At 39.3% G+C, this 17000-nt stretch carries 13 protein-coding genes; 10 read left to right on the top strand and 3 right to left on the bottom strand.

The features are described 5' to 3' along the window. The first annotated feature begins 25 nt into the window (after window positions 1-25). Window positions 26-1822 carry an acyl-CoA dehydrogenase C-terminal domain-containing protein gene (locus tag FCS21_RS06430; RefSeq protein WP_138621613.1) on the top strand — a complete coding sequence of 599 codons (1797 nt, stop codon included), beginning with the start codon at window positions 26-28 and terminating at the stop codon, window positions 1820-1822. A 167-nt stretch (window positions 1823-1989) separates the two neighbouring features. Here FCS21_RS06430 and FCS21_RS06425 read toward each other — a convergent pair whose 3' ends face one another. Together FCS21_RS06425 and rpsT are read right to left on the bottom strand one after the other, a co-directional pair. Further along, window positions 1990-3720: a DUF8614 domain-containing protein gene (locus FCS21_RS06425; protein WP_138621611.1), complete on the bottom strand. Its 1731-nt coding sequence runs from the start codon at window positions 3718-3720 to the stop codon at window positions 1990-1992. 237 nt (window positions 3721-3957) lie between these two features. Beyond that, window positions 3958-4218: a 30S ribosomal protein S20 gene (rpsT, locus tag FCS21_RS06420; RefSeq protein WP_138621609.1), complete on the bottom strand. Its 261-nt coding sequence runs from the start codon at window positions 4216-4218 to the stop codon at window positions 3958-3960. 327 nt (window positions 4219-4545) lie between these two features. On the opposite strand from rpsT, the gene murJ reads away from it, so the two are divergent. The 9 genes from murJ (at window position 4546) to fadD (ending at window position 16023) form a co-directional block, all read left to right on the top strand. Next, entirely contained in the window at window positions 4546-6144 is a 1599-nt protein-coding gene (gene murJ / locus FCS21_RS06415) for a murein biosynthesis integral membrane protein MurJ (RefSeq protein ID WP_138621607.1), read from the top strand. Window positions 6145-6487: 343 nt separating this feature from the next. Then, window positions 6488-7408: a bifunctional riboflavin kinase/FAD synthetase gene (gene ribF, locus FCS21_RS06410; RefSeq protein ID WP_138621605.1), complete on the top strand. Its 921-nt coding sequence runs from the start codon at window positions 6488-6490 to the stop codon at window positions 7406-7408. Window positions 7409-7571: 163 nt separating this feature from the next. Next, window positions 7572-10433, top strand: a complete 2862-nt coding sequence (ileS, locus tag FCS21_RS06405) for an isoleucine--tRNA ligase (protein WP_138621603.1) — start codon at window positions 7572-7574, stop codon at window positions 10431-10433. 100 nt (window positions 10434-10533) lie between these two features. Continuing rightward, entirely contained in the window at window positions 10534-11049 is a 516-nt protein-coding gene (gene lspA, locus FCS21_RS06400; RefSeq protein ID WP_138621601.1) for a signal peptidase II, read from the top strand. 51 nt (window positions 11050-11100) lie between these two features. Next, window positions 11101-11544, top strand: a complete 444-nt coding sequence (gene fkpB / locus FCS21_RS06395) for an FKBP-type peptidyl-prolyl cis-trans isomerase (protein ID WP_118056088.1) — start codon at window positions 11101-11103, stop codon at window positions 11542-11544. Between the two features lie 81 nt (window positions 11545-11625). Beyond that, window positions 11626-12333: a tRNA (adenosine(37)-N6)-threonylcarbamoyltransferase complex dimerization subunit type 1 TsaB gene (tsaB, locus tag FCS21_RS06390; RefSeq protein ID WP_138621599.1), complete on the top strand. Its 708-nt coding sequence runs from the start codon at window positions 11626-11628 to the stop codon at window positions 12331-12333. 90 nt (window positions 12334-12423) lie between these two features. After that, complete coding sequence (locus FCS21_RS06385; RefSeq protein WP_246047069.1) at window positions 12424-13101, top strand: M50 family metallopeptidase; 678 nt, start codon at window positions 12424-12426, stop codon at window positions 13099-13101. A gap of 148 nt (window positions 13102-13249) precedes the next feature. Beyond that, window positions 13250-14248, top strand: coding sequence for an alpha/beta fold hydrolase (locus tag FCS21_RS06380; protein ID WP_138621597.1), 999 nt, complete (start codon window positions 13250-13252; stop codon window positions 14246-14248). 119 nt (window positions 14249-14367) lie between these two features. Next, complete coding sequence (gene fadD, locus FCS21_RS06375) at window positions 14368-16023, top strand: long-chain-fatty-acid--CoA ligase FadD (protein ID WP_138621593.1); 1656 nt, start codon at window positions 14368-14370, stop codon at window positions 16021-16023. Between the two features lie 116 nt (window positions 16024-16139). Here fadD and FCS21_RS06370 read toward each other — a convergent pair whose 3' ends face one another. Continuing rightward, window positions 16140-16877, bottom strand: a complete 738-nt coding sequence (locus FCS21_RS06370; RefSeq protein WP_138621591.1) for a YciK family oxidoreductase — start codon at window positions 16875-16877, stop codon at window positions 16140-16142. Window positions 16878-17000: the final 123 nt, after the last annotated feature.

The following is a 17000-nucleotide window of genomic DNA, read 5'->3' as shown; positions in this document are numbered from 1 at the left end:
TAAAAGTTAATCCTTGGAGAAAGTCATGCCAGAGTATAAAGCACCGATCAGAGATATTAAATTTGTTATGCAAGAGTTACTTAATTGCGATAATCATTATCAAAAGCTAGGTTATGAAGACGCTAGTGTAGATATGGTTGATGCCATTATTAGTGAAGCGGCAAAGTTTACTGAGCAAGTTATTGCCCCTATTAACCAAAGTGGTGATGCACAAGGTTGTACTTGGACAAATGGTGACGTTACGACACCCGATGGCTTTAAAGAGGCTTATCAGCAATATGTTGAAGGTGGTTGGCCAACATTAGCGCAAAATGTAAATTTTGGTGGGCAAGGTTTACCACACTCATTAAACACCGCAATTAATGAGCTTTTCTCTAGCGCCAATCATAGTTTTGCTATGTACCCAGGTTTAAGCCATGGCGCATTAGCGACCATTGAAGCCCATGGTAGTGAGCAGCAAAAAAATCAATTTATGCCTAAGTTAGTTGAGGGTACTTGGACAGGCACTATGTGTTTAACCGAACCTCATTGTGGTACTGACTTAGGTATGTTGCGCACTAAAGCAGAGTTAAATGATGATGGCAGTTACTCGTTAACGGGGACTAAAATCTTTATCTCTGCCGGTGAGCATGACTTATCTGATAATATTGTCCATATTGTTATTGCTAGAATTCCTGGTTCACCAGAAGGTAGTAAAGGTATTTCACTCTTTATAGTACCTAAGTTCAATGTTACTGACGAAGGCACTATTAGTGACCGTAATGCGGTTTCTTGTGGTTCAATTGAACACAAGATGGGCATTAATGCTAATGCAACCTGTGTGATTAACTTTGATGGGGCGAAAGGCTATTTAATCGGCGAAGTAAATCGTGGCTTAAATTGTATGTTTACCTTTATGAATGCTGCTCGTTTAGGGGTAGCTACTGAAGGTGTTGCCGCAGCTGAAGCCTCTTTTCAAGGCGCATTAGCGTATGCTAAAGATAGATTACAAATGCGTTCTTTATCGGGTGTTAAAAACCCTAACGGTCCTGCAGATGCCATCATAGTGCATCCTGATGTTCGCCGTATGTTGTTAACACAAAAATCTATTGCAGAAGGCGGTCGCGCACTAATTGCCTATTTAGCTCAGTTAGTTGATATCGGTCATGCAAGTAACAGTGATGAAGAAAAAGCAGCAGCAGAAAGTAAGCTGGCGTTATTAACACCTATTGCCAAAGCTTTCCTTACCGAGCTTGGTTTAGAGTGTACTAGTCATGGTGTGCAAGTATTTGGTGGTCACGGCTTTATTAAAGAGTGGGGCATGGAGCAGCTCATGCGTGATACTAAAATTAGTTGTATCTATGAAGGGACTACTGGTATTCAAGCGTTAGATTTATTAGCGAGAAAAGTTTTAGGTTCTAAAGGAAAACTTCTTGAAGCCTTTGGCAGCGAAATGACGCAATTTTGTATAGAAAATGCTAGTGACGAAGCCATGCAAGAGTTTATTAAGCCTATTATGAGCTTTGGTGGTGATTGGCAAAAAATTACCGAGCAAGTCGGCGCACGAGCCATGAAAAACCCTGATGAAATTGGCGCAGCTTCGGTTGATTACTTAATGTATTCAGGTTATTTAACCCTAGCTTATTTCTGGGCTAAAATGGCAAAAGTTGCACAAGATAAACTGGCAGCAGGCACTGATGAAGAAGCTTTTTACCAAGCCAAAATAAAAACTGCACGTTTTTACTTCCAACGTATATTACCACGTGCTCAAGGCCATGCCGCTTGTCTTGCTAATGGTGCACAATCTATGATGGAACTTGATGCAGAAGACTTTTCTTTTTAAGTTTTAAAGCAACTTAACAAAGTAAGTTTAGCGTAGGGCTTTAGCCTACCAATTAACTATCATTGAAATAAAAAACGCTTATCGAATTATTCGATAAGCGTTTTTTTGTACCTAGCCTTCCCTAAGCTAAACTCGTTGTGCTTAGCGATTAAGGGTAAGTTGAGCCATTAAAGACCTAATACGTCTTTGCCTTGTTTAAAGACAATATCTACCGGAATGTTAGCTGTTTCTAAACGGGCTAAATCGCCAGCAAGTGTTGCCCCAATAACGCCACTTTCCTTCACTAAGTTATCGACACCTTGATAATCGCCATTACCTTGTAAGGTTAAGATCAGTTCAGATAAAGAATTGATAGCCGTGGTCATTTTATCAGCATCAATACTATATAAGCCTTGTTCATTACGACTAAAAGCGCCTTTTTCTTGAAAGTAATTAAACCGTACCATATTGGCTTTACCGTGTGCTGAGCTAGCACCAAAGCGAATTGAACGGAAAATACCTGCCATAAAGGTGGTGTAGTAATCGGTTAAAGTACCTTCAGTAATCGCGCCTTTTTCTAATAATTGACGGATCATATATAAGCCAAGTATATCTGCTTTACCTTCTTCTAATGCTGAAGCATGCTCTTTTAAGGCTTGGCGCACTGAGCCTTGACCATTAAGGGTATTTTTAATGCCTAAGCCATGCGCAACTTCATGAAACATAGTATTAGCGAAGAAACCAGTAAAGGTTACATTGCTGCGCTGCTCAGGCACGATTAGCGTATTCGCAATAGGTAGCATAATGGCATCAAATTTTGCTCGCATAGCATTTTTTAATTGTAAGCGTCTGGTACCTGTTTGAAGTTGTACTTCTTCGTCATTAGGTAAGTTAATGGCAATAGTCTTACCACCAGCATTACTATGACCAGCATAATACACAACATCGTAAGCATTTAAATCCGCATCAGAACCAGGCACTTCCGCTTTATACTCTTTCGCTACAGGTAAGCCTTTTTGTAATTCAGGTAAAAACTGTGCGTATTTCGCCAGTTTTTCACTCCAGGCTAAATCTTTAATTAACACATAAGCTTCAAAAGCAGCGCGATAACCATAAAGCTGATCTTCATAGCTTTCAATTGGACCAATAACGACATCAATAGCATTGTTTTTCATCGCCATCCAAGCGAAATCTGAAGCTTGGTAGTCATCATTGAGTAATGCTTGAGCGCGCATGGTTAGATAATTAGCAAACTCTTTATCGTCGGCAAACTTGGCTGCTTTATCAAGTATGGCAGCGGCGCGCGCTATTTTTTCATGATAAATTTCAGAATAAGCAACACTGGTTAACTTGCCTTCATCATCACGCTTCACCACAGAATAAAGACCTTTTTTATCGCTAAAGTCACTTTGCTCAAACTCGGTCTTAGTCATATCTTGAGGATAAAATTCAGCGCCATGAGCTTTTTTAGTCGCTTGACTTAAAAAGGCTTTATCACCATCAAGGCGATCCCAAGGGCCATAGTTTATTTCTGCAAAGCGTCTTACCTTTTCATCACTAATACTGGCTAAAAAACTTTTTTTGTCTTGAGAATAGGCTTGCTGCCAAAATAAATCATCCATTATTTTCGAAGCATCAATAAGGAGCATTAGCATTTGCTTTTGATTGGCAGATAAGTGACTTAAGTCAGTATTTAGAGTGACTTCTTGATAAATATTTAGACGACTTTCAAAGCCCTTCAGTAAGGTCGGTTGAGCTAATTGATTTTCGTTGTGTTGTTTTTTACTATCACTTTTCGTTACTTTTTGCGTGATGTCTTTTTCATTAGCGTGCTTTTCATAACTATTATCACAAGCGGTTAATGCTACGCAGGAAAATAATACTACGGCGGCTACTTTGGTTAATTTTAATGTTTTCATAACAGATCTCTTCTGAGTTGCCGCTAATTATTGTCGCCTAATAGCTAAGTTACCTAAAGACTAAAAAATAATATCAGTCAGTGCAACACAGAGGGAGTATAATTAGCTATAAACTGTCAAGGTGAAGTAAAGCATAAATTACGGGCATAAAAAAACCGACCTAGGTCGGTTTTTAAATGATTTATGTAGTCATACTACATAAAGACCATTTCATAAAAATTACAGTAAAAACAAAAATTAAATTGCTTTGATAGCTGCATTCAAACGGCTCTTACTACGAGCTGCTTTATTTTTATGAATTAGACCTTTAGTTGCGTAACGGTCTAAAACTGGTGTTGCAGCAGCAAATTCTTTTGTTGCTAATTCTTTATCACCAGCTTCAATTGCTGATAGTACTTTTTTAAGTAAAGTACGCATCATTGAGCGACGACTTGCGTTGTTTTGACGGCGCTTTTCAGATTGTCCTGCGCGCTTCTTAGCTTGCTTTGAGTTAGCCAAGGTGATCTCCTAAAAGATTGATTATAAGCTTAAATTTAAGGCGACGAAATATGCCTTTTTTTTAGCTGATTGTCAAATGTTTTAATTGTTTAATTGTTAACTTAGTAGGCTAAGAAAGCAATTAAAAAGAATATGGTTGTTATTAACGGCTAAAAACTTAGCAGATAGAACTAAACATGTTGTGAACGGTGGTAAGTATACATTGTTTAAATGGTTAAAATCATCACATAATACACATTATTTTTTTTTCCTTATTTTCTTGTCACTTATATGAGCGTGTAACGCTATTTATACAAGCCAAAATAAATGTAGTGTGGAGCACTTTTCTTGAGTAAGAAGTTAATTAAATCAGGACTCATTGTTAGTATCATGACCTTAGTTTCTCGGGTCTTAGGGTTAATACGTGATGTGGTTATTGCTAGCGTAATGGGAACGGGAATAATGGCGGATGTGTTTTTATTTGCTAATAAAATCCCTAACTTTTTCCGCAGATTATTTGCCGAAGGGGCATTTGCCCAAGCATTTGTGCCCGTGCTTAGCGAATATCAGGTTAAAGACGAACACCAAGGCGATCAACAAGGCTCAGTACAACATAATCAACAGCAAACGCGTTTATTAATCGCCCAAGTATCAGGCACGCTAGGTGTTATCATCACCGGTGTAACATTGTTTGGCATGTTAGCTTCTCCTTTATTTGTGATCTTGTTTGGTTTTGGTTGGTTTGTCGACTGGTTTAATGATGCGCCAGGTGGTGAAAAGTTTACCTTGGCAAGTAATCTACTGAGTATCACTTTTCCTTATTTATGGTTTATTACCTTTGCAGCTTTGTCAGGCGCAATTCTTAATACCCTAGGACGTTTTGCCGTTGCCGCGTTTACGCCAGTACTCCTTAATATCGCTATTATTATTATGGCTATTTATGGCGCACCTTATACACCAAGTCCGGCACACGCTTTAGCTTGGGGGGTGTTTTTAGGTGGTTTAATTCAGTTTCTTTTTCAAATTCCTTTTTTATATAAGGCAGGTATGCTGGTTAAGCCAAAATGGGCTTGGCACAGTGAAGGCGTAACTAAAATACGTAAATTGATTGTACCTGCTTTATTTGGTGTTTCAGTGACTCAAATTAATTTATTGCTAGATACTCTAATTGCCAGTTTCTTAATTACCGGCTCAATTAGTTGGCTTTATTATGCCGACAGGTTATTGGAATTTCCGCTGGGCTTATTTGGTATTGGTATTGCTACTGTGGTATTACCTAGTCTATCTAAGCTACACAGTAAAAATAATCCGGCGGAGTTTAGCAGCACCCTCGATTGGGGTATTAGGGTTATTAGCTTATTTGGTTGGCCAGCACTGGCAGGGCTAATGGTACTAGCACAGCCTATTATTATGGTGTTATTTATGCGCGGAGAATTTAGTCAGCATGATGTTATGCAAGTGTCTATGGCATTATTTGCTTATTTATCTGGCTTGTTAAGTTTTATGTTTATCAAAATACTAGCCCCTGGTTATTACGCGCGCCAGGACACGAAAACTCCGGTAAAAATAGGTATTACCGCGATGGTTGCTAATATGGTTTTTAATTTAATGTTAGCGCCTTTCTTAGGGTACGTAGGCTTAGCACTAGCAACGACACTTTCAGCTACGTTAAATGCCTGGTTGCTATATCGTGGTTTAAAGGCGCAAGGAGTTTATCAATTATCAACCAAGACAATGCTTTTTATTGCTAAGTTAATGATCAGTGCAGCGGTGATGGCAGGAGTCGTTTACCAGTTATCAAGTGATTTTGAGGTGTGGTTACAAATGAGTTTTGTTGAGCAAGTACAGCAGCTTAGCTTATGTATTGCGCTAGGTGTGGCTAGTTATCTGTTAATGATCACCGTGTTGGGTGTACGATTAAATGACTTCACTGTTAATAAAGATTAAGGTGGGGACATTATTCTTTGTTGAGTAATGTTTGCTTAGCATGGCTAGGCTAAACACTACTCGCCGTGATTAAAGCGCTTCTATCTCGAAAAAATTTAACCGCGAAAGATCAACACGCTCTAAAATAAGCGTAAAATAAAGTGTTTGCACTACTGATTATTCGCGCTCGCTGTTATATAATTCTTCGATTTATTTTAGGCGACTATCAAGTTTTAGCTAAGTTTTAGCGACAAATTTGCGCTTCGTTAGTGGTTTTTGCAGGCTGGGCTTTAGCCCATCGTATTTAGTCTAGGGTATTAGTCCAGGGTATTTGGCACAACAGTAAAGGGTAGAATAATAGCTGATGCAGTTAGTTCGCGGTATACATAATATTCGGTTACAGGATCATGGCTGTGTGTTAACTATTGGTAATTTTGATGGTGTGCATTTAGGGCACCAACAAGTCATCAAAGCTTTAGTCAGTAAAGCCAAAGCATTAGATTGTGTTGCGGCAGTATTGGTTTTTGAACCTCAACCTCAAGAGCTTTTTTCACCAGAAACAGCACCAGCAAGATTATGCCGTTTACGTGATAAATATAGTTTACTAGCAAAATTAGGTGTGCAGCGTCTTATATGTGTTAACTTTACCGTTAAATTTGCTAGTCAAAGTGCACAACATTTTATCGAAAACCTGTTAGTGAATAAATTAGGGATAAAGCACCTTATTATCGGTGATGACTTTCATTTTGGTAAGAATCGTACTGGTAATTTCTCGATGTTATGCCAAGCAGGAAAAAAATACGGCTTTGATGTTTCTGATACTGCTAGTTACAAGATGGCAGAGTGCCGTATTAGTTCAACCGCTATTCGCCAAGCATTAGAGCAAGATGATTTAGCCGCAGCTAAACAAATGTTAGGTCGTGAGTATTCGATAATTGGTCGCGTTTTTCATGGTGATAAGCGCGGGCGTAAATTAGGTTTTCCTACCGCTAATGTTCTGCTTAAAAGGCGAGTTTCACCATTAAGTGGCGTTTTTGCTGTACTGGTAAAAACTCACTATGGTGAATTTAAAGGTGTTGCTAATATTGGTGCAAGACCTACTATTGCTGGTACTAGACAGCAGCTAGAAGTTAATATTTTTGATTTTAATCAAAATTTATACGGACAATGTATTGAAGTCATAGTGAAGAAAAAGTTACGTCAAATAACTAAGTTTGACAACCTTGAGGCGCTTACCGCGCAAATTGCTCAAGACAGTAAACAAGCAAAACAAGTATTGGCTTAGTGTGTCATGGTAATTATTACCTAAATCACTACTTGCTAAGTTATTACTTAGGTAAACCAAAAAGAACATAATCTATTTAACATAAATTAACAGTTATAAACCTGGTTGATATTTATAGCGCTTCGTTAAGTTTATCAGCCAACATAAACGGATAATGATTTAAATGAGTGATTACAAACATACCCTGAATTTACCAGCCACTTCTTTCGCTATGAAAGGCAATATGGCTAATCGTGAACCTAATATGCTCAAAGATTGGGCGAGTAAAGATCTTTACGGCAAGATTCGTGCAGCCAAAAAAGGCAAAAAATCATTTATTCTTCATGATGGCCCTCCTTACGCTAATGGTAATATCCATTTAGGTCACGCTGTTAATAAAATATTAAAAGATATTATTGTTAAATCAAAAACCTTATCAGATTTCAACTCTCCTTTTGTACCAGGTTGGGATTGTCACGGTTTACCGATTGAATTAATGGTTGAGAAAAAAGTAGGCAAGCCAGGTCATAAGATCAGCGCTAGTGACTTTAGACAAAAATGTCGTGAATATGCGGCTAAGCAAGTTAACGGACAACGTGAAGATTTCAAACGTTTAGGTATTTTCGCTGATTGGGAAAAGCCTTACTTAACGATGGACTTTGATACTGAAGCCAATATTATTCGTTCGTTAGGAAAAATTGCTGAAAATGGTCACTTACATCAAGGTTTTAAACCCGTGCATTGGTGTACAGATTGTGGTTCATCTTTGGCTGAAGCTGAAGTGGAATACAAAGACAAGCAATCACCTGCGATTGATGTGAAATTTGTTGTTAGCGATGAAGCTGTTGCCGATAAATTTTCTCACCCAGAAGGCCATAAAGGCACGGGTGAAATTGGCATGGTTATTTGGACAACAACACCTTGGACACTTCCCGCTAACCGCGCAGTAGCTGTTCATGCTGATGTTGAATACACGCTTGTACAATGCGAAGTTGAAGACGGTGTTGAAGGAAAAGCACAGCGCCTGATTATTGCTTCTGATCTTGTCAACTCATGTATGGATCGCTTTGGGTTCACTAAATATCACGCGTTAGGTTTTTGTAAAGGTCAAGCGTTAGAGTTAGTGCAATGTCAGCATCCATTTTATGATTTTACCGTACCCGTAATTTTAGGTGAGCATGTTACCACTGATTCAGGTACTGGTTGTGTACATACAGCGCCAGGTCACGGTGTAGAAGATTTTGTTGTCGGTAAATTATACAACTTGGAAGTCGCTAACCCTGTGGGTGCAAACGGTGTATACCTTGAAGACACACCATTATTTGCTGGCCAACATGTATTTAAAGCTAACACCAGCGTAGTTGAATTATTAAAAGAAAAAGGTACTTTGGTACATCATCATGCGCTAGAGCATTCTTACCCGCATTGCTGGCGTCATAAAACACCTTTAATTTTCCGTGCTACGCCGCAGTGGTTTATTAGCATGGACAAACAAGGTTTACGTCAAGATTCTTTAAAAGAAATTGAAAAAACGCAGTGGATCCCTGATTGGGGTCAACGTCGTATTGAATCTATGGTTGAAAGTCGTCCTGATTGGTGTATTTCACGTCAACGTACTTGGGGCGTGCCAATGGCATTATTTATTCACCAAGACAGTGGTGCCTTACACCCACGTAGTATCGAACTGATTGAAGAAATTGCTCAACGTGTTGAAAAAGAAGGTATTCAAGCCTGGTTTGATTTAGAGGCTAGTGAACTTATTGGTGACGACGCCAAAGAATATATTAAAGTACCTGACACCCTAGATGTATGGTTTGACTCAGGCACAACCCATTATTCAGTGGTTAATGCCCGTGAAGAATTTGACGGCGTAGCTGATTTATACCTTGAAGGCTCTGATCAACATCGTGGTTGGTTTATGTCATCAATGATTTCATCAGTAGCAATGAATGGCAAAGCGCCATACAAACAAGTGCTTACTCATGGCTTTACCGTTGATGTTAATGGCCATAAAATGTCTAAATCATTAGGTAATGTGGTAACACCAGCAAGTATTACCAGTAACTTAGGCGCTGATATTTTACGCTTGTGGACAGCGTCAGTTAACTACACGCAAGAAATTACCGTCTCTGATGAAATATTTAAACGCCAAGCGGATGCTTATCGTCGTATTCGTAATACCTCTCGCTTTTTACTCTCGAACTTAACGGGGTTTGAGCCTGCTAATCACAGCGTTGCCTTTGACGATATGGTCGCACTTGATCGTTGGGTTGTTGAAAAAGCCGCACGTTTACAAGCAGAGATTATTGCCGCTTACGATGAGTATGAATTTCACGTGGTAGTACACAAAATAATGAACTTTTGTACGACAGAGTTAGGTGGTTTTTATCTTGATATTATCAAAGATAGACAATACACCGCCAAAAGTGATTCAAATGCACGTCGCTCATGTCAAACAGCAATGTACCTAATTGCAGAAGCAATGACCGCGTGGATGGCACCTATATTGTCATTTACCGCACAAGAAATCTGGGAAGCCTTACCTTTACCGGTAAGTGGTGAGCGTGATGAATTCGTCTTTACTGGTGTGTGGTTTGATGGCTTAACTAAGCACATTGAAAACAGCAATTCAGTCGATGAGTTAGGTAACGATTATTGGACAGAATTACTAGCGGTACGCGTTGAAGTAAACCGTGCGTTAGAGCAAGCAAGAAAAGAAAAAACCGTTGGTAAAGCGCTAGAAGCACAAGTGACTTTATATGCCACGTCTAGTTTAGCCGCTAAGTTAGCTAAATTGGGTGAAGAGCTACGCTTTGTGTTAATCACGTCAAAAGCGACCATAGAGACAGTAACACAGGCACCAGAAAATGTGCTTGATACCGAAGTTGAAGGGTTATGGTTAACCGTAGCACCTGCAGAAGGCGTTAAGTGTGACCGTTGTTGGCATGTAACGACTGATATTGGCGAAAGCGAAGCTCATCCAGAGTTATGTGGGCGTTGTATCACCAACGTTGATGGCGAAGGTGAAACCAGACAGTTCGCTTAAACCGATAAACACTGAACTATTACCTCTAAGTCATTACCTCTTGTGATGATTCCTAAGGGGTAATAGTTTGTTTCATTCTGCTCTATGAGATTAACCTAGATTGAATAAATTATTTAGTGACACTGGCTTGCGTTGGTTATGGCTAACCTTGGTGATATTAGTTATCGATCAAGTCAGTAAGTATTGGGTGGCAGCTTCGTTCGACTATCGTGAAACCTTGTCTGTTTTACCTTTCTTTAATTTAACCTATGTTCATAACCCTGGCGCAGCCTTTAGCTTTTTAGCGGGGCAAGGTGGTTGGCAGCGCTGGTTTTTTACTGCCATTGCCACGGTTGCCAGTGTTGTCTTTCTGGTTTGGATGGCAAAAACGCCTAAGCACGAGCGGTTACTGAGTATTGCTTTTGCATTAATTTTAAGTGGTGCAGTAGGTAACTTAATCGATAGAGTTTTATTGGGTTATGTTATCGATTTTCTTGATTTTCATTGGGCGGGCTATCACTTTGCCGCTTTTAATATTGCAGATTCTGCTATTTTTATCGGTGCGGCTTTAATGATCCTTGAGTCATTTACTAGTAAAGAAGCTAATAAAGAGTCGAGTAAAGAAACGAATAAATAAGCCGATTAAAAAATAAGTAATAAACTAACAAAATAAGGTAGCAAGTGAATAATGACTGATTCAACGCAAGCAAAAATTCAACATGACTCAAGTATTCTTGTCCATATAACGATGAAGTTAAGTGATGGATCGGCTGCTGATAGTACTAAGGTAAATAATAAACCGGCAAAAATAATTATGGGTGATAACAGTATTTCACCTGCTTTTGAAGCTGAGTTGATTGGCATGAGCAAAGGTGATACTAGAGAATTTACCTTAGTAGCAAAAGATGCTTTTGGTGAAAGTAATCCCGATAATATTCATTACATGGATATCGATAAATTTACCGCTGAAGTACCGGCAAAAATAGGTAATATTATTACCTTTACGCAACCCGGTGGTGAATTGCCAGGTATGATCAAAGAGATTAATGGTACCTCGGTAACAATTGACTTTAATCATCCGCTTGCTGGGCAAACAGTGACTTTTGTTATTGATTTAGTCGACATACTGTAAAAGTTTATTTTAATAATTAGTGTGAAATATCAACTAATATATCAATCATGTTGTCCAATTTTAAATAGGTAAGTAAATATAGTGAATTATTTGGCTCTTGATGCTTCAACTGAAGCATGCTCAGTGGCGCTACAGGTAAATGGTAAAAGCTTTTCTCGTTATGAGCTTTGTCCACAATCGCATAGTTTACAGCTATTACCTATGATAGATGCAGTGCTTAATGAAGCACAAATAAAGCTAGTTGATCTTGATGGTCTTATTTTTGGTCAAGGCCCTGGTAGTTTTACTGGAGTTCGTATTGGTGTTGGCGTCGCTCAAGGCTTAGCATTTTCGGCTAATTTACCTGTTGTTGGTGTTTCGAGCTTGCAGGCAATGGCGCAAATGGCTTATATAAAAAATGGCCAGACACAAGTGATCGCAGCAATAGATGCGCGTATGGCAGAAGTTTATAACGCTTACTTTGTCCTTGATCAAGATAACATTATGCAGGCACAACAAGCTGAAGCGGTTACTCAGCCAGACTTGTTAGCCCAGCACTTAGAAGGTGTTGTCAGTACACCATTTTATGCTGTTGGCACGGGTTGGGATGCTTACGCTGAAAAATTAAGCGGTATATTATCATCGTTGAGAGTTAATGAAGCGAGTCCCGATATATTATTTCCTAGCGCTGAAGCTATGTTGGTTATTGGTCAAAATAAATTCGCGCAAGGGCAGGGCGTGTCAGCAGAAAATGCGCAACCGGTTTATGTTAGAGATACTGTTTCGTGGAAAAAACTCCCCGGTAAGTAATTACCCCACTTGCTTAAGCTCGACATTTTGTCGAGCCAAGCATCAACCTAAAGAAAAATTCCTAGCTACCATGACAAAAGGTTGACCATAGTGAGTAACCCGAAAATCCTCTCTGCCAGCTTCTGGCAAAAGTATCAATTATATTTCCTGCTAATAGCGTCCATTATTATTAGACAAATCCCCATTGCTTCTATTCCACTCAATTGGCTAGAAAGTTACTTTCATGAAATAAGTCATGGTATTGCCGCACTCATCACCGGTGGTGAGATTATGCGTATTCAATTATTTGCTAGCGGTGCAGGCCTTTGTACTACCCGTGGCGGTTTAAATTTTGTGATCAGTTTTTTTGGCTATGCTGGGGCAACCCTATGGGGCTGGCTACTATTTACGTTAGCGAATAGCCATCAACGTACCGCACAGGTTTTTTCGGGTGTAATGATTGTGCTACTACTTGCTTCAATCGTTTTTTGGGCGCGAGACTTACTGACTATCATCATTATCGCCTGCTTAGCGTTTATGTTTGTGTTAACCATCAAAGTACGTCGCTTGTATTACTTACAACTGCTGTTAAAATTTTTTGGTGTGAGTATTTTACTCAATAGTTTGTTTAGTCCAACGTACCTATTTGATGGTCGTGATGTAGGTGATGGTGCTGCTTTAGCTTCTATGACCATGTTACCTGAATTGGCTTGGGTATTGTTATGGTGCGTCATTGCCATTGCCGCACTTTATTCGTTAATGAAAAGTAATAAAAGATCTTATAGATAAGTGATTGCTGCCACTATCTCCTCAAACTGTCGCACCTAAACTATGCGTCTATAAACTAAACCTAAAGTTACGTCCTAAGTTATGCTAAATTAAACGCCTCTTTAAAGCTCTCTTTTAAGCTTTACTGCTACATAAAGGACTTAATGGTATGACGACGAGTAAAGCATTTAACCCACATCAATACGATGAGCCCAGTATTAATGAGCTAAGCCTTGATGAAATTAGCTTTCAATTAGACAATTTAACGCTTGCAGCAATAGCCTGTGGTGATAAATCTCACGAGCCCGTACTCTGTTTACATGGCTACTTAGATAATGCGGCAAGCTTTTTACCTCTCATGCAGCATATAAGTCAGCAAGTCAGTCCTCAAGTAAGTCCGTACGATAGTCAAGAGAGTAGTTTACTCACCAATCGACGTATTATCGCACTAGATTGGCCAGGGCATGGTCACTCTACTCACCGTAGCAGTGGCGCTCATTATCACTTTCTTGATTATGTCAGTGACTTAGTGGCGCTGTTTGCCCACAACAACTGGCAAGCCATTGATATTGTTGCTCACTCTATGGGCGCTATGATCGCTAGTGCCTTTGCTGCCGCTTTTCCTGAAAAAGTAAAGTCGTTAACCTTAATAGACTCTTTTGGCTTTATTTGTTTACCAGTAGAGCAAACCACGAGTCAGTTACGTAAAGGCTTGTTAAGTCGAATAAAGCCCGTTAAAAGCAATAGAAGCTTTACCGAAGAAACCGCTATTAAAGCGCGTATGCATGTCTCTGACTTAGCTGAACAACACGTTAAGTTAATTGTAAAAAGGTCATTAATAAAAGCCGAAAAAGCTCCAGAAACAACCACAGAAACAGCTGATTTATACCGTTGGCGATCAGACCCAAGACTACGTACTATTTCACCTTACCGATTGAGTTTAGCGCAAGCACAGCAACTGTTTAGTGATATTAGCTGTCCTTTGCAATTAATATATGGTGACAAGGGGATGAAAATGGTACTCACGGGTTTAGAGCAATTTTCTTCTGACAATGCCACCTTAGTGACGACCAAGTTAGCGGGCGGTCATCATGTACATATGGAACAAACAGAAGCGTTAACCTCTTTACTTAACCATTTTTTCGATAAAATTAAAACAAGCGTTTAAATTGGTGGCGTATTGGTAAAAAATTTGTTAAAACTGTGCTATTAAAATAAGAGTTGCTGCTAATAAAAAATAATTATGAATGTAAAAGCAACAATAATTACCTATTGAGGAATGCCATTGTGGAAAAAATCTGGTTAGAAAAAAGTTACCCAAGTGACGTGCCGTTTGAAATCGATGCAGATAAATACCCATCCATAGTGGCGATGTTCACAAAATATTCCTCTAAGTTTAGCGATAAAACTGCTTTCATTAATATGGGTGCCTCAATAACTTATGCTGAGCTTGAAGAACAGGCGACCGCTTTTGCCGCTTATTTACAACAAGACCTCGGTTTACAAAAAGGTGATAAATTTGCCATTATGGTACCTAACTGCTTACAGTACCCCATTGCATTATTTGGCGCTTTATTAGCAGGACTGACCGTAGTAAACGTAAACCCTTTATACACGGCACGTGAGCTTGAGCACCAACTAAAAGACTCTGACACCAAAGCAATGTTGATTATCGAAAACTTTGCGCAAACCTTAGAAAAAATCGTTGATAAAACAGCAGTTGAACATGTCATTATGACATCACTTGGTGATCGTTTAGGCTTAGTTAAAGGCACAGTCGTGAACTGTGTTGTTAAATACGTTAAAAAAATGGTACCCGCGTTCAACCTACCAGATGCGGTGCGCTTTAATACGGCTGTATCGCGAGGCTCAGCACTAACATTATCCCCAGTAGACTTGTGCGGTACTGATATAGCATTTTTACAATATACTGGCGGTACCACAGGGTTATCTAAAGGCGCTATGTTAACGCATCGCAATATGGTGGCTAACTTACAACAAGCAAAAGCGGCTATTAGCCCATTACTAGAAGAAGGCAAAGAGCTGGTGGTAACAGCCTTACCGCTTTATCATATTTTTGCTTTAACGGCGAACTGCTTAACGTTCTATACCATGGGCGGTACTAATTTATTAATATCCAACCCAAGAGATATGCCTAACTTTATTAAAGAGCTATCAAAATACCCGTTTACTGCCATTACTGGGGTAAACACCTTATTTAATGGTTTATTAAATACCCCAGGTTTTAGCGAACTTAATTTTAGCACACTGAAAATGTCACTCGGTGGCGGTATGGCTGTGCAACGCCCTGTAGCAGAGCGCTGGCAAAAAATTACTAAAACGCGACTATTAGAAGGCTACGGTTTAACAGAGTGTGCGCCTTTAGTTACATTAAGCCCTTATAATCTAGCCGCTTATGATGGCAGTATAGGCCTGCCTGCTTCTTCAACCGATGTTAAAATTATGCGCGAAGATGGTACAGAAGCAGACATTGGTGAGTCAGGTGAAATGTGGGTTAAAGGCCCACAGGTGATGTTAGGTTATTACAACTGCCCTGAAGCAACCGATGAAGTATTAAAAGATGGTTGGTTTGCCACCGGTGATATTGCCATGATGAATGACCAAGGCTTTTTCACCATCGTTGATCGTAAAAAAGATATGATTATTGTTTCTGGCTTTAATGTTTACCCCAATGAAATTGAAGAAGTGCTAGCCATGCATGAAGGAATATTAGAAGCTGCGGCTATTGGTATACCTCATGAAGTATCGGGTGAAGTGGTTAAAGTGTTTGTGGTACGTAAAACTAAAGACTTAGATGAAGCCGCTGTTATTAAGCACTGTCGAGAAAACTTAACTAACTATAAAGTGCCTAAACTGGTTGAATTTCGTGATGAATTACCTAAAACTAATGTCGGTAAAATATTACGCCGTGAGTTACGTTAATAAATTACGCTAATAAAACACGTAAAAAAAGGCAAGCTATTACAGCTTGCCTTTTTGTTTGAATAATTTATTTTTGATTGAATGAGCTATTAATATTTATAGCCCATTCATATGCTTTACTGCGCTTTTAGCGTTTCACCATTTACCGTGACACTGTCATCAGACATGAGGTAAACATATACCGGCATAATATCTTCAGGGCTAGGTAATGCGTCTTTATCTTCTGCTGGGAAAGCACTCGAGCGCATATTAGTGTTAGTCGCGCCAGGATTTATCGCGTTAGTACGTAAACTTGAGCCTTCATATTCATCAGCAATAACTTCCATCATACCCTCAGTGGCAAATTTAGAAATGCTATAAGCGCCCCAATAAGCACGGCCTTTATTACCTACACCTGAAGAGGTGAACACCAAAGATGCATTAGGTGCTAATAATAAAGTCGGAATTAATGCCTGTGCTAATAAGTATTGCGCAGTGACATTGACTTGCATGACATCGTTAAATATTTGTTCATGAATTTGAGTGAACGGTGTTAACTCACCTAATATTGAGGCATTAAGTAATACCCCGTCTAAATGACCAAATTGACTAGCAATAGTTGACGACATATCAATATAGTTTTGCTTGGTCGCGCCTTTTAAATCAAGCGGGATAATAGCAGGCTCTGCCAAGCCTAAGGCAACAATCTCATCATACACAGCCTCAAGTTTACTAACCGTTTTACCGAGTAAAATAACAGTAGCACCTAGTTGGGCATAAGTTAATGCAGCTGTGCGGCCAATACCCGCACCAGCACCTGTCACTAGAATGGTTTTATTGCTTAAAGAAGCGTCTTTTATCGAATAATTAAACATCTTATCATCTTATCGCTGTGTGTTAGAAAATGGCATCTCTATTCTACGCGTTGAGTTTTTCATTGACGAGAGAAAAGTTGAATAACATGAAAATATTCGGCAAAAAGTTAAAAAATGACTGGC

Origin of the sequence: Colwellia ponticola, from assembly GCF_005885605.1 — a bacterium.
In the GTDB taxonomy this organism is placed as follows: Bacteria; Pseudomonadota; Gammaproteobacteria; order Enterobacterales; family Alteromonadaceae; genus Colwellia; species Colwellia ponticola.
The sequence above is the reverse complement of the archived record's forward strand: the minus strand, read 5'-3'. Positions and strand labels throughout refer to the sequence as shown.